Origin of the sequence: Sulfuricurvum sp. PD_MW2 (genome assembly GCF_002633015.1) — a bacterium.
Taxonomy (GTDB): Bacteria; Campylobacterota; Campylobacteria; order Campylobacterales; family Sulfurimonadaceae; genus Sulfuricurvum.
Genome location: NZ_NSIU01000001.1, coordinates 177,061 through 197,544 on the forward strand (window position 1 = coordinate 177,061; position 20,484 = coordinate 197,544).

The 20,484-nt window shown below is 42.3% G+C and carries 21 protein-coding genes; all 21 read right to left on the minus strand.

Annotated elements, in window-relative coordinates; translation table 11 throughout:
• Positions 1-60 precede the first annotated feature (60 nt).
• The 21 genes from thrB to nadA all read right to left on the minus strand — a co-directional run bounded on the left by thrB (position 61) and on the right by nadA (position 20,409).
• Positions 61-942: a homoserine kinase gene (gene thrB / locus CJD30_RS00920; protein WP_294915390.1), complete on the minus strand. Its 882-nt coding sequence runs from the start codon at positions 940-942 to the stop codon at positions 61-63.
• A gap of 9 nt (positions 943-951) precedes the next feature.
• Positions 952-1,404, minus strand: coding sequence for a hypothetical protein (locus CJD30_RS00925; RefSeq protein ID WP_294915392.1), 453 nt, complete (start codon positions 1,402-1,404; stop codon positions 952-954).
• A complete protein-coding gene (gene lpxC / locus CJD30_RS00930; RefSeq protein WP_294915394.1) occupies positions 1,397-2,281 on the minus strand; it encodes a UDP-3-O-acyl-N-acetylglucosamine deacetylase in 885 nt (294 codons plus the stop codon). Before lpxC ends, CJD30_RS00925 begins: the two co-directional genes overlap by 8 nt.
• 52 nt (positions 2,282-2,333) lie before the next feature.
• The gene (locus tag CJD30_RS00935) at positions 2,334-3,704 is read right to left on the minus strand and encodes a M23 family metallopeptidase (protein WP_294915396.1); all 1,371 of its coding nucleotides are present in this window, start codon (positions 3,702-3,704) and stop codon (positions 2,334-2,336) included.
• A complete protein-coding gene (locus CJD30_RS00940) occupies positions 3,701-4,633 on the minus strand; it encodes a bifunctional oligoribonuclease/PAP phosphatase NrnA (protein ID WP_294915398.1) in 933 nt (310 codons plus the stop codon). The genes CJD30_RS00935 and CJD30_RS00940 overlap by 4 nt, the downstream gene beginning before the upstream one ends.
• Before the next feature lie 39 nt (positions 4,634-4,672).
• A complete protein-coding gene (locus CJD30_RS00945) occupies positions 4,673-6,658 on the minus strand; it encodes a diguanylate cyclase (RefSeq protein ID WP_294915400.1) in 1,986 nt (661 codons plus the stop codon).
• A gap of 59 nt (positions 6,659-6,717) precedes the next feature.
• A complete protein-coding gene (locus CJD30_RS00950; protein ID WP_294915402.1) occupies positions 6,718-7,626 on the minus strand; it encodes a DUF302 domain-containing protein in 909 nt (302 codons plus the stop codon).
• An 8-nt stretch (positions 7,627-7,634) separates the two neighbouring features.
• Positions 7,635-8,069, minus strand: coding sequence for a DsrE family protein (locus CJD30_RS00955; protein WP_294915404.1), 435 nt, complete (start codon positions 8,067-8,069; stop codon positions 7,635-7,637).
• On the minus strand, positions 8,069-8,977 hold the full coding sequence (locus CJD30_RS00960) for an MBL fold metallo-hydrolase (protein WP_294915406.1): 909 nt from the start codon (positions 8,975-8,977) through the stop codon (positions 8,069-8,071). The genes CJD30_RS00955 and CJD30_RS00960 overlap by 1 nt, the downstream gene beginning before the upstream one ends.
• Before the next feature lie 10 nt (positions 8,978-8,987).
• The gene (locus CJD30_RS00965; protein WP_294915408.1) at positions 8,988-10,529 is read right to left on the minus strand and encodes an OprD family outer membrane porin; all 1,542 of its coding nucleotides are present in this window, start codon (positions 10,527-10,529) and stop codon (positions 8,988-8,990) included.
• A 38-nt stretch (positions 10,530-10,567) separates the two neighbouring features.
• Entirely contained in the window at positions 10,568-12,334 is a 1,767-nt protein-coding gene (soxB, locus tag CJD30_RS00970; RefSeq protein WP_294915411.1) for a thiosulfohydrolase SoxB, read from the minus strand.
• Between the two features lie 10 nt (positions 12,335-12,344).
• Positions 12,345-13,118 (minus strand): sulfur oxidation c-type cytochrome SoxA, encoded by a 774-nt coding sequence (gene soxA, locus CJD30_RS00975; RefSeq protein ID WP_294915413.1) that lies wholly within the window; start codon positions 13,116-13,118, stop codon positions 12,345-12,347.
• 3 nt (positions 13,119-13,121) lie between these two features.
• On the minus strand, positions 13,122-13,457 hold the full coding sequence (gene soxZ, locus CJD30_RS00980; protein ID WP_294915415.1) for a thiosulfate oxidation carrier complex protein SoxZ: 336 nt from the start codon (positions 13,455-13,457) through the stop codon (positions 13,122-13,124).
• Between the two features lie 52 nt (positions 13,458-13,509).
• Positions 13,510-13,980, minus strand: coding sequence for a thiosulfate oxidation carrier protein SoxY (gene soxY, locus CJD30_RS00985; protein WP_294915418.1), 471 nt, complete (start codon positions 13,978-13,980; stop codon positions 13,510-13,512).
• Between the two features lie 16 nt (positions 13,981-13,996).
• Complete coding sequence (soxX, locus tag CJD30_RS00990) at positions 13,997-14,518, minus strand: sulfur oxidation c-type cytochrome SoxX (protein WP_294915419.1); 522 nt, start codon at positions 14,516-14,518, stop codon at positions 13,997-13,999.
• A gap of 75 nt (positions 14,519-14,593) precedes the next feature.
• Complete coding sequence (locus CJD30_RS00995; protein WP_294915421.1) at positions 14,594-15,760, minus strand: HAMP domain-containing sensor histidine kinase; 1,167 nt, start codon at positions 15,758-15,760, stop codon at positions 14,594-14,596.
• Complete coding sequence (locus CJD30_RS01000; RefSeq protein ID WP_294915423.1) at positions 15,750-16,403, minus strand: response regulator transcription factor; 654 nt, start codon at positions 16,401-16,403, stop codon at positions 15,750-15,752. The genes CJD30_RS00995 and CJD30_RS01000 overlap by 11 nt, the downstream gene beginning before the upstream one ends.
• Positions 16,400-17,527, minus strand: a complete 1,128-nt coding sequence (locus CJD30_RS01005; protein WP_294915425.1) for a cache domain-containing protein — start codon at positions 17,525-17,527, stop codon at positions 16,400-16,402. Before CJD30_RS01005 ends, CJD30_RS01000 begins: the two co-directional genes overlap by 4 nt.
• The gene (flhB, locus tag CJD30_RS01010; RefSeq protein WP_294915427.1) at positions 17,527-18,594 is read right to left on the minus strand and encodes a flagellar biosynthesis protein FlhB; all 1,068 of its coding nucleotides are present in this window, start codon (positions 18,592-18,594) and stop codon (positions 17,527-17,529) included. The genes CJD30_RS01005 and flhB overlap by 1 nt, the downstream gene beginning before the upstream one ends.
• Before the next feature lie 4 nt (positions 18,595-18,598).
• Entirely contained in the window at positions 18,599-19,414 is an 816-nt protein-coding gene (nadC, locus tag CJD30_RS01015) for a carboxylating nicotinate-nucleotide diphosphorylase (RefSeq protein WP_294915429.1), read from the minus strand.
• Positions 19,411-20,409 carry a quinolinate synthase NadA gene (gene nadA, locus CJD30_RS01020; protein ID WP_294915736.1) on the minus strand — a complete coding sequence of 333 codons (999 nt, stop codon included), beginning with the start codon at positions 20,407-20,409 and terminating at the stop codon, positions 19,411-19,413. Before nadA ends, nadC begins: the two co-directional genes overlap by 4 nt.
• Positions 20,410-20,484 lie beyond the last annotated feature (75 nt).

Sequence of the window (20,484 nt, forward strand, 5' to 3'; positions counted from 1 at the left end):
AAGCCCTCTTAACTGCGATTGCAATGGGCCGCCTCAAATAGAGAGATTATACTTCGTTTTTTAGCGTTCAACCACTAAACCGTCATTATCAAAACTTAAAATTTTAACCTCAAAATCACTGAATTCCGATTTGAATTTATCGGCCAACATTTGTGCATCTTGGTCGTAAACCATGTTAAAAAATGTCGATCCGCTTCCTGATAGAGTCGACATCAAAGCTCCGTTGTCGTATGCCATTTTTTGAACGGCAAAGAGTTCCGGTAACATTTTCATCCGCACTTTCTGGTGAAAACGATCTTGGGTAGCCAGACGAAGCATCTCCCAATCTTCATTAAAAAATGCCCCTACCGTAACCGCCGTATGCGAAAGATTAAATACCGCATTCTCTTTGCTGTACGATTTAGGAAGCGTTGTCCGGGATTTCGCGGTTGAAATCGGTTTATTCGGAATGACGACTACCGCTTTGAGATAATCAGGGAGGTGTTTTTGTTGAGAAAATACTTTTTGTTTCTCCACCATCGCTGCATTAAAGCCACCCATAACAGCCGGAGTAATATTGTCGGGATGGGATTCATAGACCAATGCATGATTGAGGATACGACGTTTGGAAACTTTTACCCCTGCCGCTTCATGCGCACAGCTGATCGCACTCACGATGACTGCTGATGAGCTTCCAAGCCCTCTGGACATAGGAATTTGGTTGTAAAAAGTAAATTTGAAATTTTGACGTTTTTGCGTCAAACGGCGGTAGTGCTCGTTAAAAATGGAGACGAACAGATTGTTCCCTTTGAGACGCGGGTTGTTTTCCCCTTCTCCTTTGATCGAAACAGCAAAAAAACGTGACGGCACCAATTCTACTTGGTTACGTAAATCAACAGCAAGTCCTAATGAATCGAATCCTGGTCCTAAATTGGCACTTGTTGCAGGTACACTAACGAACAAATAATTTCCTTATCCTACGGCATCAATCCCATAATAGGGAAGATTGTCCGCATCAAAATTTTCTAAATCGATGTATTTAGGGAGTTCAAACGCAATGATTTCAGGTGTCTCTATCGGTTTTAACTCAATGACTGAGCTATTTTTAACAAAATAGAGCTTTCCAACTGCTTTGATGGGACTATTTTGATTGAAAAAAAACGCATCTGTCGCTAAAAGGGGAATTTTTTTCGTAATACTCAGGGTTTTTAAAAAAAGATAGGTAACCTTGATCCCCATAAAACTTCCGGGACCTTTGGCATAGATCAGATTCGAAAAACTGTATTTTTTGAGCAATGAATCAAAAATTTCAGGAAGCAGATCGGAACTCATCCCCTCTTGCTTGATCTCTTCTACCAAGGTACCCTCTTTATAGATACCGACTAAAAGAGGAGAACCCAGCGCAATCACCAGCGCATCATGCATATGCTTTGGCCAACTCTTTGGATTCGGCAGTCGCTAATTCTACAATCTCATAATTTTCAGGATCTTTTAGCAGTTCCAGAGTCAATTTGTGGTTCAAATCATGACTCCCCGCAAATGCTTCGTAATTTCCGATAAAGTTCATCCCAATCAGCGACATATCACCGATCGCATCGAGAATTTTATGGCGAACAAACTCATCCCCGAAACGAAGCCCCTCTGGATTGAGAACTTTTTTATCGTCCAATACAACCGCATTTTCCAAACTACCGCCGAGGGCAAGACCTTTTGAACGGAGATACTGCACTTCATGAACGAATCCGAATGTTCGTGCACGTGCTATCTCTTTTTTGTAGTTTTCTTTGGTAAATGCTAATACATAGCTTTGACGGTCAATCACAGGATGAGAGAATTTGATTGTAAAATCGTAATTCATGTCATTAGAAGGGATCAATTTGACGTACTTATCCCCCTCTTGAACCATCACCTCTTTTTTAATCCGCATAATTTTTTTAGCAACATCTTGAGCGATCACACCTGCTTCTTCAAGCAGCATACAAAAACTCATGGATGAACCGTCCATCACCGGGATTTCATCCGCATCAACAATGACGCGAAGGTTATCAATACCATAGGCATAGATCGCTGAGAGCATATGCTCAATCGTAGAAATCGTTACCCCATCACGCCCAATGACGGTTGCCATTTTTGTATCGACCACGTTTTCGGGGGTCAACGGAATAGAAATTCCAGCATCACTGCGATAAAAGACGATACCGCTGTTGGCACCAAGCGGTTCAAGGCGCAACTTTACGGGTGATCCGCGATGTAGTCCGATCCCTACGAGTTCAACACTTTTACCTATTGTTGTTTGCATCATAATGGGTGTTTCCCTCGTTCATAAACATTTAATAATAAAATTATACCGTGTTTCAGCGTTGGTTAATAAAAACCTTCGCAGTATCAATTACACTTGTAATATTATCGGCAATCCATTTGCTATCCATCCACTCTTCAGGACGTACTTCGATCCCTTGTACCAAAATTCCAAAATGGAGATGATCTCCCATCGCATATCCGCTCAAGCCGCTTTTCGCGATTTGTTGTCCCGGCACAATCGTATCGCCTTCTTGTACATTCACTTCAGAACAGTGTCCGTATAGCGTAAATAATCCCAATCCATGATCAATAATCGGTAGATTACCGTAAATACCGTTTGGCTGCGAAAAAACCACTTTACCGCTATTGGATGATGTAATGACCCCCATATGGACACTTGCCAAATCAAGGCCCATATGATATGCGTTAGAGAGGTCCTCTTTACCTTTATAGCTGTAGATACGGTGATCTCCGAAATCGGCAACTTTTTGACCGTTTACCAACGGATAAAAAGGGGCAGGTCTAAAATCAGGAATCAACGTTTGTGAAACCTTTGAGGTGATATCATGAATAATTTTTTCATTATCACTACGCACTTTTTCATTGATGATGCTAAATTGCTGCAAACGATCATCCACTCCCGCCGTTTGTTCATAGGTATTGGCAAGTTCGGCAATTTTCCCTTCCAAAAACTGATCACTGAGTTCAATATTGGACACTTTGTAAGCATGGTCTTTCAAACGAAACGGAACACCGCTTTTTGCTTCATTGCCCGCTTTATCGCGTGCTACGACGGTCGCACTGAAACTTGCTTCTTGAACCGGCCAAGCGACCAAAGAAGCGTAATACCCCTTTTTAATAAACGGTTGTGCAATAAAAGTCTTCCCGAAATTGGTCTGAATTTTCAAACTTTCCAGATTGGCATCTTCAGCTTTGAAAACGACGATTGCAGAACCCCCTTTTTGAATTTTGTATGAGTTGGCAACAATTGAGAGAGACGGCTGATGTTGGTCAATCACGAGGGTAAATTCTTCTTTATAGGTATTCCCCATAAAAAGGCCCCACAAACTGTTGTCCGTTGCCTCAATTTTTAGTACAACAGATGCGGCTTCTACACGGCGAACGCCATTTGGAGGGAGAATATCAAATGCTTGTTTGACCTCTTTTGCAGGAGCTGTTTGATCCGAGACTACCCACTCATCATGAGGCGTTGTAATCGTAGCTCTAAACGATTTCAAACCGCTTGCATCTTCTACATTGACATGAATCGGATCTCTAAAATTCCAATATCCTTGTTGCGAAATACTCACTTTTGGTTCATCACGTTCAAACAAAGGTGAAAAGCCCATAAATGCAAATATCCCTATTACTGCAGCTCCTATGATCCATCCGATCAATCCCGAATTATTTCGGCCTCTTCTCACACCAACTCCTTTGTTATCATGGTTATTAAATTTTTGATAAGTTCACTATCATTATTTTGTTTATACCGAGCTCCTGAACGCGTAGCATGACCACCACCGCCGAACTCTTTTAGAATTTTTGCCGCATTCACCTCTCCATCGGTTCGAAGTGAAATTTTTGATCCACCCCTCGGATGTTCAATGATCATTAAAGCCGCTTGAATAAATCTCATCTCAAGAGCTTCATCCAAAATCTGTTTGCACTCAACAAGTGTTGCACCCGTCTCTTCCAACAATCCAAGTGTCACTTCAAATAAAGCAACTCTTCCATCGCTCAAAAGCTTCATCTGACTCAGCAGTTTCCCCTTCAGGCGTAACGATGCCAATGAACGGCGACGATAGAGCCAATCGGTACACATAGCGTGATCAGCACCTGATTGAATCAGGTGGTGCGCCATTGCAAATGTTTTTGCATCGCATTTGCCCAGACTGAAACATTTTGAATCATCAAGTAGCCCGGCATAAAGCGCAGTCGCTATTTTACCATTGATTTTTACGCTATTGGCAACAAAATACTCATAAACGACTTGGGTTGTACTCATCGCTGAAACGTCGATAATCGCATGGGTTCCATACCCGTCATTACTTGCATGATGATCGATATTAATCAACGGTAATGTCGTATCGATACCAAGCCGGCTGTAACTACCGCAATCAAAGCAAATCACGCAATCCGCATCGACGGGAAAACGTTGCGTTAGTTTATCAAACCATGGCAGAAAGGCCAATCGTTGATCAATATCGTTTGAAGTACAAAATAGGCTTATCTTTTTTTGACTTCTGAGCAAATAGGAGTAAAAAGCGCATGCCGCTCCCAAAGAATCAGCATCGGGATTGATATGGGCAACTAAAACGATATGTGACGATGATTCGATCAAGGATGAGGGCATTAAAAACTCTAACTAGCCTGGATGGCAAAAATATCCCGATTATACCATCTCACTCCCCATTTTTTCTTGATCGAAATAGGTTATTTGGTTTCGACCGTTCTCTTTTGATAGGTACATCGCTGCATCGGCGTGGCGGACCAAAATCTCAATTTCATCTCCGTGATCAGGATAAAATGCCGCGCCGATACTCACCCCGATGCTCATAAATTTTCCGTTCACCAAAAACGGTTCTTTAAGCGCTTTTAAGATTCTTTCAAAGAGCGGATGGACATCTTTGATCGAAGCGATATCACTAAAAATGATAACAAACTCATCCCCCCCGATTCGAGCTATGGCATCACTTTGTCGAAGCTCTTTTTCCAAACGGTGAGAGACTTGACGCAATAAATTATCACCCGCATCATGCCCGTGGGTATCATTAATATTTTTGAACCCATCCAAATCCAAAAATGAGATAACCGCTTTTGTCTTGTTTCGCTTTGAAAACGAAAGAATCTGCTCTGCCAATGTGAGGAAAAGATGACGATTCGGCAAATTGGTCAACGGATCATAATTGGCCATATGGTGTAGCTGCTCTTGACGTATTTTATGCTCGGTAATATCACTGAAAATACCGATGTAGTTTTCTACATTCCCATCTTTGTCACGTATTGCATCAATTCTTAAGAACTCGGCATAAAGTTCACCGCTTTTTTTCTTGTTCCATATCTCTCCGCGCCAGGAGGCATTCACCCGAATCGCTTCGTCCAGTTTGTTATAAAACTCTTTTTCATGAATTCCCGAACGTAATAAAACCGGTTTTTGTCCGATTACTTCTTCTCGAGCATACCCCGTAACCTCACAAAATGCTTCATTCACTTCGATAATATATTTTTTGGTATCGGTTATAACGATACCTTCTCGCGAATTATGGAAAACTCCCGCAGCACGGCGCAATGATTTTTCATGTGCTTGAACAAGTTGAACCTGATTTTCAAGTGATACCGATTTGAAATGCAATCGATTCGTCAATTGTCTCATTTTACCCACCAGAAAAATCAAAAGAATGATTACCATACTGAGAGAAAGTATGATATATAAACCATATCGGGTAATAACATCATGAAGAGAAAAACGGGGAAGCGTATCATAAGGTTTTACCCGCAACTCCTGCATCATCGTACGAATTCCCTCATAGGATAAGGGGATACTCCATCCGTAATATCCTGCTTTTTTAGTAACATCTGAACCATAAGGGAGCTTGAGCAATGCCACGACCACTTTGTTTGCCAAAGTATGGTTTGTTTTTTTGGTGGATGCAAATGGCCATTCAGGGTAAAGCGTCGTAGAAAGAGCTAATGGAAAGTTATCAACCGGATGGATGATTTTAAAATCTTCTCTTTTGATTTTCCCCTCTTTTGCCATTTTTTCCAGTACACCGGTTCGAATAAATCCGATATCCGAAGCCCCTCTTTCAACACTATACACAACCTTGTCGTGCGGCATATCAACAAAAGCAATGGTTGTTTCATCGACAATATTAATACCGTTCTCCTCGAAAAGTTTCCGCTGTGCCAAATAGCCTCCCAGTGAGAGTTCATCAACCGCAGCAACTCTTTTCCCTTTGATGTCATTGAGATTTTTGATATCACTGCGGTTAGATCGGCTGATTATCACTCCTCCAAACTCTGTTAGCTCTTTACCTCCAATATTTGTTCGAATCAATGTCGCTATCCGTGTAGCATCATATTTTGTCGAAAGGTAGATATAGTGTTCGGGATTGGTGAACATAAAATCGAGTTCATTGGCTTTTGCCGCATCGTTAAACTCAGCATAGCTCAAAGGTCGAATTGTAAAAGAATGGGTAGAAATTTGTGTATTCAAATAATCGGCTAAAGGCTGCCACTCGTGAAGTGTCTCGGCTTTAGAACGAAACGCTAAAACACCTATCACAGCTGTAGGCTTTTTTGATAATGAAGATTGCGCTTCAACAGAAGCCATCAAAGAGACAAGAGCTAAAAAGAGTATAAAAATAGACTTGATCATCTTATACCTCACTTAGTCTCAGTATAAGATGATTAGTATTAATAAAAAATTAAATTAACTTATTCAAGCGTACTTTGGAGTACGGCTTCAAAATCTTTTTGCGCCTGAAGTAATACTGCTTTTGCTTCTGCATCATTTACACGAGCACTGCTCATCCAGTTATAAACACCCGGGAAACCCATTACGATTTCGTTTGCATCTTTCTTTTTGTATACCATCAATGAACACGGAGCAAAAGCTGCGGCTTCAGGACGCGTTTTTGCTACCGTATAAATGACTTTTAATTTACAGATTGAGTAAGTATCATAAAAGTTAAATGGACTTGGTGTATTGCTTTCGTTCAGGATAAAGTTATAGTCAGTAAAGTTAGACAATACAAATCCAGCCGGTTTCAATCCCTCTTCAATCATCATCTCAGTGTTCTCTTTGTCACCTGACCAACTCTCAGCGCTCGTTGTACGTACGTATTTGGTTAATAGTTTTCCCTCAGATGGTAAAGATGCTTCACTTACACTAAATTTCGCGCTCGGTAATGCTTTTTTGAGAGTATTCAAGACTTCTTTTTCGATCAATGCAAATTCAGGAGCATCAAAACCTGCGATTTTTTTCATCGATTTTGCTGTTAGCACCGAAACATGAAGAGCCTTGTCATCTTTACGTTGATAGATCCCAAATCCCATCGGAACGAAAATCCCTGCGTCAGGATGTGATTTCACCAATGACGCCGCTAACTTTTTATGAAATCCCGTCAAAAGATTGAATTGAGCAAAATCGCTTTGTCCGAATTGTTTCATAAACGGACCGTTCATCTCACTGTTCGCCGAAATCACAAAACCGTTCGCTTCCAGGGCTTTTTCAATGACGCCTGCATTGACTTTTCCATCAGCGTTCGGAACACTGATCAAATGCAAATCTCCCCCAAAGAGAGATAAAACTCCTATTACTAATAACAAAACAATGTTTTTCATACTGACTCCTATGGTTGAATATAAAATGCGCCCTCTGTGGCACGTTCGATCACTTCTGCAATCCCTGCACTGACAATTTCGACATCATCATCGAGCTGATCGGGAGTGATTTTTTTAGTCTCCATCGTATTGCCGCATGCAACGAATTCGACACCGTATTGCTGCAACGCTCTGACGCGTACCGCAATATCTTTTTCACTTTTAAGCAACGTTCGGATACCGTGATAGTACGCGACGATACGCAGGTGAATTTTCTCAGGTCCGTAAAATTTGAGAATATTGTTCGCAGTACTCAAACCGTGGTGAATTGCTTCATCATCCCCATGACTGATCCCCATAACCACTTCTCGCGGTTTTTCCATCGTCGGAATCGGTTCCGCCAAACGGACATCACCGAAAGCAAGTACCGATAAAAAGGAGAAGAGTACGATAAAGCGTTTCATTATTGTTCCCATTCCAAAACCCGATACGAAGCTTCAACGTTTCCGCCTTGCATTGCATCGTACAGTTTTAGTGAGCGATATTCGCGCATCTGTACTTTTTTGATTGTCTCATCAATACCCATCCCAGAATCGATCGCCGAACGGATTTCGGAACGCATTTGTGAAAGGTATTCATGGGTCATTTTCGAACTGTTCTTGTCACTATTGCGTCCATGTCCGCCGATCACGTGCAATGCTCCCATCGCTTCAAGTTCCTCAAGGGTTGTAATCCATCCGTTGATATTTCCCCCTTTGACAGACGGAAGTCGATCATTAAATACCAAGTCTCCGGCAAACAAAACACCTAATTTTGGGAAATAGACCACTAAATCTTTTGTCGTATGGGCCATTCTAGGAATGATTTTCAATTCAACATCGAGATTGCCTACTTTTTTACGTGTACTCTGCGAAATCATCTCGCTTGGAAGGCTCATCTCCGTCCCTTTGTACGCCTCCGGGGAAATAGTACTTTGCATTCGTGTCGCTTCATGCACATTTACATTGTGCAAAAAGTCATCCGAACCCACAACACTAACTCCGTTTTGGGTAAAAAATCCATTACCGAGCCAATGATCGTCATGAATATGGGTATTGATGACGAGTTTAACCGGTAGCGGTTTGATTTTTTTCATTGCATTGTATGCCGACTCGGCGTATGCATACGAGGGACCCGTATCAATGACTATATATCCCTCACCTGCATCGACATAACAGCTGTTTACGATATTGCCGTTGTTGGTTTTATTCATCACTTCAGGCGCACCAAAAAAACAGTGCACGTTTGAAGTGACTCGAACCGGTTTAAGTGCGTACTCAAATGCACTCAAGCTCGATACAGTGAACAGAAAAGCAACCAACAACGTTTTCATCATTCAGCCTTTAGAAGAGATAATTCATTTCAAAACGATATTCGTTATACGAGTTATTATCAACCGTTCCTTGAACTGTTGCACTCGTATATGCCGGATCAGCGTTTACAGTTGCAAAACGAAATTTAAACTCTGTGTTCGGCAACGATTTAAACGTTTGTGTTGCATCTACATGGAAAATTGTACGGTCGGTAAATGTTGATGTAAATGCTTTTTTATCATCAAAATTCATATTTTCATAATCCGCTGCAACCAGCAATCCTGGAACCAATCCTGCTTTTCCGAAATCATATACTGCTTTTACAGCCCAGTTTTTCGTGTTTGCGATCCAGTCAACTTGCGCCATTGAACGGGTATATCCACCTGTCGGAAATCCACGCCATGGAGCGATAATATCCGCATCATCCGAGATTTTTGAGTACCCGGCAGACAATTCTAACGGTCCGCTTGCCGCAACCAAACGCGCCATGATAATGCTACCATCCGCATTACGTGCATCTTTATATCCGCCTGAAGCGGTCCCCACTGGAATAGCTCTTAAGCTTCCGCTTAACGATGCACCACCAATATATCCTGCGCCATCATCCATTTGTTTTAAGTAACGAATACCTGGGGTCAATGTCCAAGAATCATTCAGTTTGATTTGATAATTTGCTTCACCGATTACGGTATTAAAAAATCCTTGGAGTCCGATATACTCACCATCAAGTTTTAAATTCGGGATTGATTTGTTAGAAACTGTCAACAATTTCATTTCAGGATCAACATCACCCCCACCTTTAGTACGAATATTGTATGCAGACAATCCTTTATGTGTCCCAGAATCATCATTGTATGCCGTTTTATCTGTACTTAAAGTTGCACTGTCAGCTCCGCTGGCAATTAAACTATGAAATTCTTGGTGATCACGTAATTTTTGAGCCGTAATATATCCAGCACGAATGGTCGTGTCAGGAATATCTTTATTTTCAATCACAGCAGCTTCAAAGGTATTCGGAATCATTTTTGTGTCGTTGGTCGCAATCATGATGCTATCGATCCCTTGTCGCCCAACTTTAACATTCGTTTTGCCATTTTTGTATTCCAAATAAGCTTCGGCAAAATTCCCCATTGCACCTTCAGTGCCATCACGTCGTGTATGATAGGTATCTTTACCTGCTTTACCAAAGTTTGTATTCGCTACTGCAGGGTCGATATTGTCTCTATGCATAGGAACAGTCCCATAAAATCCTGCTGTTGCACCTAAACCATGGAAAAAACCGGTTTTATAGACAACACTTCCCCCAAGTCCCCACATATTGTTATCACGTGTTTGGCTTGATCCAGATGTTTTTTCAGTATCCCAATCCCACCAGAACATATTCGAACGTAACCGGCCATATACTTCACCCTCTGTAAACATTTCAGTAAAAGAATTTACTGAACCCGGTGCTTTTGTATATTCAACTTGATAATTTGCTTTGAGCACGCGATCTTCTGTTTTAAGTGCATACGCTGACGTTGCCAACAAACAGGTAGCCGCTGCTACCATACTCAATTTCACTAATTTCATTCCTAACTCCTTAAGTTTGATTACATTATGCGCATGGCTTAGCAGCCGCGAGCACCTTTTTTCGGGCATCCGCAGTCATAATCCATAATTTTGACATTGCTATTACCACTTATATTAACATTTTTTTGCCGACGAATGTATGCAGAGGTTACATCATATACCGGACGGGTCAGCTGTTCTTTGAGATTGCTTCCCGCATTTTGGAGATTGCCGCCCCATGAAGATACTTTGTATACTTTCGTATCACTCAAAGGTTTCCCGCCTACCATGATATTCGTAATCCGTTTACCGCTCGGAGCACCGATACGAATTTCATAGGTCACACCGCCCAAACGGCTCATATCTCCACCTTGTTGATAAAGCGGGTTGGCGTTGAATACATTATCCGCAATGTCTTCCAACAATGTTCGGATATGCATTCCTGTCAATTCAAACGTATACACGTTCGGATAGGTGATAGCCGTCATGTCATAAACGTGGTCCATGGTGATCGAATCACCTTCGAGAACCGTCGTTCCCCAACGATATCCTGGAGTAAACGAAATATCCGAGTCCATAGTGTCGATGATCGAATCATTGATCAGCTGATCGAACGTCGAATGGAACGTATCACGTTTGTACAAGGTATTTTTGGTAATACCTAATACTTCGGAGAGTTCCGAATCATACGGTGAATATAACTCTTTGACAAGTTTTTCACCCTCTGGATCAGCCGGAATCAGGTTTGATGCCACCGGGATGAGTTTATACTCATACCCCTTGACTTTATGGTTTTGGATATCGATATCGAGTCGTCCGATATATTTACCGTGACTTCCCGCAATGACGATCACCGTACCGTTGATGACTGTCGGCTGCGGTGATGGATCATGGGTGTGACCGCTCAGGATGAAATCGATCCCTTTAACTTGACGTGCAACCTCTTGGTCAACGCTGAACCCATCATGCGAGAGGACAACGACACAGTCCACTTTCTCTTCCTTACGAAGTTTATCCACATATGTTTGAAGTGTGTCAAGTCGTAAACCGAAACTCCACCCTTGTGTAAACTCTTTCGGGTTTGCCGTAGAGGTAAACGGAAACGCTTGACCGATAATACCGATCTTAGCTCCGCCTCTCTCCATAATCGTATACGGTTCAAAAATCGACTCTTCGAAATCATCCGCAAACGAATCATCTCCGATAACGTTTTGAGCGATAAATTTCGCATTTAACATCTCGATGAGCTCTTTGACCCGTTTTTTACCGTACGTGAATTCCCAGTGACCCACCATTACGTCGACACCGAGATAATTTTGAGCTTTGACAATCGCTTCACCGCCCGTTTTAAGCGCGACACCTGTTCCCTGCCACGTATCGCCGGAATCTAGAAGCAATACATTGTCAGCTCCACGCTCTTTTTTGATATGGTTGATGAGGGTTTTCATGTGTGAAATTCCCCCCATTTTCCCGAATTTATGAGCAAGTGCATCAAAATTCATAAACGTATCGAAATACGCATCAAGCGTTTTACCTTTCATGCCGTAATGCTTTAAAAACGACTCACCGCACAAAAAGCCCGGTGTCCCCGTAAGATTCGGAGCGGAAATCAATGTTGAAGGTTCACGCCAGTAGAGCGGTTTGAGATGTGCATGCATATCACAGATATGAAGCAACGTCACATTGCCGCGTGCGTTAAATCCATAAATATCTTTTAGTCCTACCTCATCAATACGCTTTGCGGCACTGCCGGCCGATGCCAAAGATGGCACACCAAGTCCGAGTGCGGCAGCAATATGAAAAAAGTCTCTTCGTGATAAATCCATTCTCTCCCCCTTAGCGTTTCAAACCGGGGATTTGGATCGCATTGCCTTTGGTTTTGTTGGTAACATACACTTCCAACGCAACCATTTCACGTGATCCAAGAGGAATTTTTGCCAAAAGAGCATTTTCCATACATTGCTGCATACGCTTATCCAACGTAACCATTTGACCTTGTGTCATACGATATGCCGGCCATGTTCCCGCTGCAGCCGTCACTTTTGCACCCAAATCAGGAAGCGGTTGCATACGAAGACGTTGTCCCACGATATCGGCACTGTGACAGTTATTGCACGATAGACCTCGTCCACCGCGACGTTCTTCAAACACCTGCTGACCAAGAGCCATCATCTCTTTCATGTGTGCATTGGCTTTAACGTCGATAGAGGTTTTTTGTCCATTCGCCAATGACTTGATATAAGCCGTCATTTTAATGATTTCGGGACTTTCAAGTTTAGAGACTTCTTTGCCTTGATTTGCCAATGCCATTTGCAATGATTGAGAAAGGGTCACTACTTTTTTTGCCGGTTCAACGTAACGTGGAAAACCTGCAATCGTTTTCGGGAGATCTTTCTCTTTCACGCCCAGCATTTTCGCATAAGCGGCTGATCCGATCAAAGAGTTAAAAAGCTGTTCGCCCTCTCCTACTTCCATCTCAGCCGGATTGTTTTCAAGGAGTTCAGCATACATTGCTTTGTCCGCATCGGACATACTGAGTTTCTCTTCTGCATGAACCGAACTCAAAAGTGCCAGACATACCAATGCTGCACTGATTGATAAAGTACGCATCATTTATCCTTTCGGTGTAATTTGCGTCGTACTCTCTACGCTTTGCCCTTTGTTATCTTTTGCGACAACTTTGAGCGTTCCGGCACCCGGTACTTTAAAACTGATTGACATCAACGGATTCACCGAGAGTGATTCCCAAATAACCATTTTGGTAATGAGTTTATCGTTGAATGAAAATTTCACCTCATCGATATAATTCGCCGGAATCAATTCACCGGTATCTTTGTTTTTACGCATTCCTGTTTCCATAGGGTGCATTGCCATAAAATCGATTTTTACGATATCACCCGCTTTATAATCTTTCGGTTTGATTTTAATTAGTGTTTTCATCTCTGCCATGGGTTATCCTTTATCTTATTTCTTTAAATCGTTTTGTGATGGTTGAGATAATTCAACCACATCCGCCGATAGTTACTTTTACATTTTGCTTTGTGCTCAAAAACGTTCCATCACTCATCTCTGCGATAGCAACAACATCTTGAGTTCCACCGAGTTTGATACGGGTTCCGAAGTATGCTTCTCCGTTAGCAGGAGTCAAATAGATATTCGCACAACGAACATTCCCGTTTTTTGATGCCAAAACATGAATCGCTTTAACATAATCTTTTTCACTCATCGGACTATCTACCGTGATTTTCACCGGAACAACTGCACCGTTTTCTGCAATTTCTGGTGCTTCCATTTTGACTTTAGCTGAAGCCACAAGTGCTTTGCCTCCGGTGATAGCAGAAACTGCCGTCTCATAACTCATTTCGTTCGGACCGCCATTTTTTTTCTCATCTGCCGCACTTACCACTTGCGGTATTGCAATCGCACATGCCGCTGCCGCACCAAAACCTTTTAAAAATGATCTTCTTTCCATTGTTTCTCCTTGATGATTATTTTTTTATTGCACTGATATAGGATACTAAATCACACACTTCACGTTCACTGAACAACCCGTTAGCAAGATTTACCGTCATGTGCGTATGAGGGTTATCAAGACGCGGGTCAGCGATTTTTTGATACATAAACTGCGCATTGCGTACACCGCTGTCCATGTAGAGTTCTTTGTATTTACTCATATCCGGTCCGATATCACCGTACCCTTTTGCCCCTTCGATGTTATGACAAGCAACACAATTCCCGTATTGTTTGTCTTTTCCATCTGCCAGTTTTCGACTGATACCCTCAGGCGGATTCTCTTTTGCATCTTTTCCGTTTAGATTATGAAAAAGATATTGCCCACGAGCAATGGCTGCTTTCTCGTTGCTGACACAACCTTCAGGCATAATGTATTGCTTTGGCACAGGAAGGGCATCTTTTTTTAAGATAGCCGTTGCATCCGGGCTTTCAATCACCTGCGATAAATCGGCTGCACTTAAAAAAGTAGCAAGTCCGAGTATGATCACTTTTCGCATTGACTCTCCTCAAAGTTATATTTCAAGGAGCATTGTAAAATAGGAGTGTAAAATTTATGTAAAAAATGTCAAATATTAAGAGTTGATGTAAATCGGAGGGTAAAAAGTATAAGAGAATGTACTCCCTTTTCCATATATAGAGTCTATGTGAAGTTCAATGCCAGCTTTATCGATAATCGATTTAACAATGTTCAATCCGATTCCGAATCCCCCCTTATCCTGATTTTCTCGGTAATACCGCTCAAAAATCCGGTTGACATCTTCAATGCCGACACCGTTATCACGAAAATAAAGAGTGCATCTGCCCTCAAGTCGTTCCAGTATCACCTCTATTTTCCCCTCTTCATTCGAATACTTGATCGCATTGGAGAGATTATTATCAATGATTCGCTGGAGCTGCGTAGAGTTAAAGAGGATATCGATACCCTCTTCGATCTTTGATTCGATGGTAATATTTTTCAATGCGGCCACTTCATGAAAATAATCACATCTTTCCTGAACATATCGGCTCAAATCGATCTTTTCATATTCAAAAGAGAGCCGCTCGTTTTTGATCAAATAGTCCATATCATTGTACAGTGTCGATAATGTTTTCGTCGCCGCTTTGATTCGCTGAAGATATTTATTGCTCGGATTGGCTCGGTGATAAAGATCGATATTTACATTGATGATGGAGAGCGGTGTATTGATCTCATGCATCGAATCTTTAATAAATTGATCCAGCCGTTTGTTCAGACGCTGAAACGGCAAGGCGAAGCGATCAAGAAAATAAAGCGACAACACAAAAAATATAGCGGCTGCTCCCAGCAAGATTATCACCACATCCTGATAAATTCGTGTGTAAGAGATCTGACCGGCTACCACAAGATACGCTGCATCAAAATAACGCCCCTCCGGTAACGCTATCACTTCATAGGCATAACCGTTTTGGATATGATACCCCAGTTTTTGCTCGTCCAACGGAGCCTTGATGAGTGTAAAAATAGGCTTGAAATGAGTATCATACAAGCCTGACTCAAAAGAACGGAACCTCGGATAATCAAATTTTTGCTTCTCTTTGGAATCAAACTCTTCCATCGCGCGAATAATAAGATGTGATTGCCGTTTGAGTTTGAATTCATACTGTATTTCGGTTACATACTTCATATAGGTGACATACAAATACGTCGGTATCAATAATAACACCGCCACCAACATCGTATAGATGAAAGCATTTTTCAATGCATAACGATTATCGTTCAATGATATACCCTAAACCGCGTCGATTTTGAATAATATCCACCGGAAGTTTTTTGCGCAAATTATTAATCTGTACCCGGATATTCGCAGGATCAACATATTCACCCCATATCTCATCTTGGAACATCTCAACCGACACTACCTGATTGGTATGCTTGAGCAGAACCGTAAAAATCTCTTTTTCCGTTTTAGAGAGGGAAATGTTCTCTCCACCATGTGTCAAAGTAAAGTTTTCCGTGTCATAAATCAAATCGCTTCCAAAATCGATTTTGCTCTCACCGTCATGGTAATAACTTTTCAATGCGTGCATAATCCGTATTTGCAATTCGGTCAAATCAAACGGCTTGCGCACATAGTCACAGCATCCCGATTTATACCCCTCTTGCAAATCACTCACATTGACCATAGAAGTAAGAAAAATAGCGGGAGTTTTATTCCCCTCTTTGCGAATACTGCGAAGCAATTCAAAGCCGTTCATTCCTGGAACATTGACATCGAGGAGATAGAGATCGAAATGGGTCTCATAAATTGCATCGAACGCTTTTTCTCCATTAGAAAATCCAACAACTTCGTATCCCATCTCTTCTAAAAATTCCGTGATACTGACGCGCAACATATATTCATCTTCGAGTAACAGCACTCTCATCGTATCTCCCCTTTTATCTCTCTGGTCACTTTATAATCGAGCAATATCCCTATCAACTCTTCTTTGGAATACGCATTTAAGCGTTCTCTTGCCTCTTGTAAATAAACCTCTCTATCCTCAGGCGAAACCGTATCTTTCAAATAAAGCAGCTCTTTGTCGTATACGCTTTGAAACTGCCCTTTGTCCAGCGATTTTTTGACCATTACATCATACAGTTCATTACGGGAGAGATGGATCAAAAATGAGATATCCTCTTCGTCCGAATGGGCATACGTATTAACTTGCTTAGGAGAAAGTGAAAATACAAAAGCGCCGATACTTTCACCCTCACCGTTCACCATAGGTTCATAAAACAAATAACGACCTCCACTAAAGATGACACGGGCGGTTTTCAATGTCTTAAAATCAACCCCGTTCAAAAGCTTTAGATCACTTTGCGTATATTTTGGGTTGGCTAAAATATACTTTTTTCCGATTGTAGGATTCTCTTGCATAAAGACCGCTGTTTCATAAAAACGTTCATCCATGAGTATGTATAGATCAATCCCCAAGCGATCAAAATACTCCTGTGTCGATTCAAAGAAAGAGACGACTTCGACAAATCCGATCATATTTTTTTGATAATAGACCGGGACCGTCGCTTTCACCCCAAGCTTTCTCCCTACCTCGATGGCAGAGCGCGGATTTTTATGTGTTTGAAAATAAAGCAGATCGGGACGATGATAATCCAAGGGCATCCCCGCATACGAGTTGTCCCAGCTGCGGGCAAATATGATGTAATCGGATGTAATGATTTGTGAGCGGATCAGTGAATCGGTATGAAGTTTTATCGATTCCATCACTTCGGAGAGAATCTTAAACCCTTTATCTTCATCCTCTTGTTCCAATGCATCGCTTAGTGCAGTATTTTGAGAGAGAATCAGTGCATAGCGCAGTGCGGTAGAACGCTCTTTTTCGAGCTGATTGTTCAACCCCATAGAGAGTTGATCACTAAGGCGTTCAAGAGTTTGATACGTCGCTTTTTTCTCAAGATACCATAAGACTCCCCCTAGTACGACAGCAATTGCCAAAAATACACCGGCTATAATCCTTTTATCGGCTAAAATGCCATACCAGCGATCCATTAACGTGACCCTTTTTGTTTTTTACCCATTTTATAAACGTATGCCAAGACTTCAGCAACAGCTGCAAACAACATATCGGGAATCGGACGGTCAAGCTCTACTTCAGCATAGAGTGAACGCGCCAGAGGCGGATTTTGAACGATATGCACCCCATTCTCCCGCGCCACTTTTTTGATCTGAATGGCTACATTATCAACCCCTTTAGCCACAACAACGGGAGCGTTATGTTTGGTCTCATCATAGACTATTGCCACCGCATAGTGGGTTGGGTTGGTGATAACGACATCGGCGGTAGGAACGGCCGACATCATACGCTTTTTTGCCGCCTGCATCTGGATTTGGCGGATTTTCGCTTTGATATGCGGATCCCCTTCCATGTTTTTCATCTCGTCTTTGATCTCTTGAAGCGACATTTTGAGTTTGTCAAAATACTGTTTTCGTACCAAAAACAAATCGATGATCGCATAGATGAAAATAACAATCAGCATTACAGAGGCCAATACGATCGCTTTATCCCGCAGCCATCCGAGTTGATCTTGGAGGTTAAACAGTGCCACCGTCGGAAGTTCTTCGACGTAGTACCAAAAATAGAGAAATCCGATACCCAATGCCGTTAACGATTTGAGGGTGATTTTGACTGATTCTATCGCTTTTTGAAGACTAAACAAATTGGCAAACCCTTTGATCGGGTCAAGTTTTCCAAAATTAGGGACAAGCGGTTTGGTTGTAAAATTAAATCCGATTTGAGCTACCGTCCCGAAAATACCGGCAACTGCGACAATAATCGACACAGGCAACGCCATAATCAGAAACTCTTTCATCGTCACGACGGCCATGTCCATCATCAATTCCCGATCAAGCGGCTGCTTCATGAGTGAAAAATAGTATTTGGAAAGACTCAGCATCCGATCCGCGATGAATGAAAACATCATCAGCACTGCCAAAATCGCGAAAAATAAAACCACTACCCCGACAATATCCTGACTCTTGGCAACATTTCCATCGGCACGGGCATCTTCGAGTTTCTTGGCGGTGGGTTCCTCGGTCTTTTCTTGATCGTCAGCCACTTACTTAATCCATTTTCATTGACATATCAATCCAGGAAGCTTGATGGATCAGTGCTCCGGTACTGATCGCATCGACACCGGTTGCCGCGTACGCTTCTATCGTCTCCAACGTTATATTACCGCTCGCTTCGAGCAACACACTGCTGTGGTGTTCCCATTTGTATTCGACAACTTCGCGTAACTGCTCCACGCTCATATTGTCACACATTACGATATCAGCTCCGCATCGCATAGCATGCTTTGCCATCTCGAAATCTTCCGCTTCGATCTCAATTTTCGACGTGAACGGAATTTTTTTACGTGCTTCTTCCATAAAACTCTCTAAATTACTGATCGTCTTGAGGTGGGTATCTTTGAGCATCAGTGCATCATCCAACCCCATACGATGGTTTGTCGCACCGCCGATACGGGTTGCGTATTTTTCGAAGTTTCGAAGCATCGGACGGGTTTTTCGCGTATCCAGAAGTTTCGTTCCATAGGGAGCAATGAGATCGACATACTTGCGCGTCAATGTCGCGATAGAGCTGGCATGAAGAAGCATATTGAGCAGCGTCCGCTCAATCCGCAGCAGCGTGTGTGAATCGCCGGAGAGTTCCATCAGCACCTCTCCTTTGACAAACGATTCACTGTCGTGTTTATGCCAAACGATCTCAAATTGCTCCATTTGTGCCAACACACGCAAATACACTTCTCCCGCGAGTACGCCGTCACTTTTTGCGATAATCTTCGCACTGGCGCTCACCGCATCGGATACTCGCGCATACAGATCCCCCCGCCCCACATCTTCGGCCAATACATCACGGATAAATTGTTCGATCATAGCGCCATCATCCTCTCAAGTGATATTCTTGCCCAATGTGCCGTATCTTCATCAATCTGAATCTCGTTGATCGGATCGCCATCCTCGATCGATTTAAGTGCATTGTACAAATCTTCCAACGTCGTCTCATTCATTGTCGGACATTCGGGTTTGGTTGAAGAGAGGACATAAGTGTTACTCGGACGGAGACGATTGACCATATTAAACTCCGTTCCTACCGCCACCTTTTGATCCGCCGGTAACTCTGTGATGTATTTGATGAGTTGTGATGTCGAACCTACAAAATCGGCTCTTTCACAGATAGCCGGATCACATTCAGGGTGAACCGCGATCAAAATTCCCGGATATTTATTGCGATAGAACTCAATGTCATCGACGCTGAAAAGCTGATGAACGGAGCAAAACCCGTCATAACAGATGATGTCCGCTTCTTTAGGATCGCTTCCATCACCCAATACACACGATTTTAGCCCCATCTGAGCGGCAATATTTTGCCCCAAACAGCGATCTGGAACAAAAAGGATCTTTTTCCCCTCTTGAAGCGCTTTGGTAATGATCGTTTTTGCATTCGAGCTCGTACACACCATTCCCCCCATTTTTCCGACACGTGCTTTGACGTCGGCATTCGAGTTGATATAGGTGATCGGGAGGATATTCTCTTGTGCTATACCGCTTGCCTCGAGTTTGGTAATCGATTCGTCATAATAGAGTCCGTCAATCATCTTTGCCATTGCGCAACAGGCGACTTTCGGCATCAAAACCCGTTTGTGAGGAGAGAGAATTTTGACACTTTGTCCCATGAATCCTACGCCGCAAAATACAACGTACTCTTTTTCATCGGCCATGGTACGCTTGGCAAGCTCAAGGGAGTCTCCGGTGATATCTCCCATCTCAAACACTTCATCACGCTGATAAAAATGGGCGACAACGGTGACGCTGAGACGGCTTTTTAGATCAATAATTTTTTGTTTCAATTCTTCAGTATTCAAATCTATTATCCTTGTTACGTACAGTAAAGCTATTATTATAACCTACTCACTCCCTTGCATCGTTGAAGGCTCCCAGTTCTT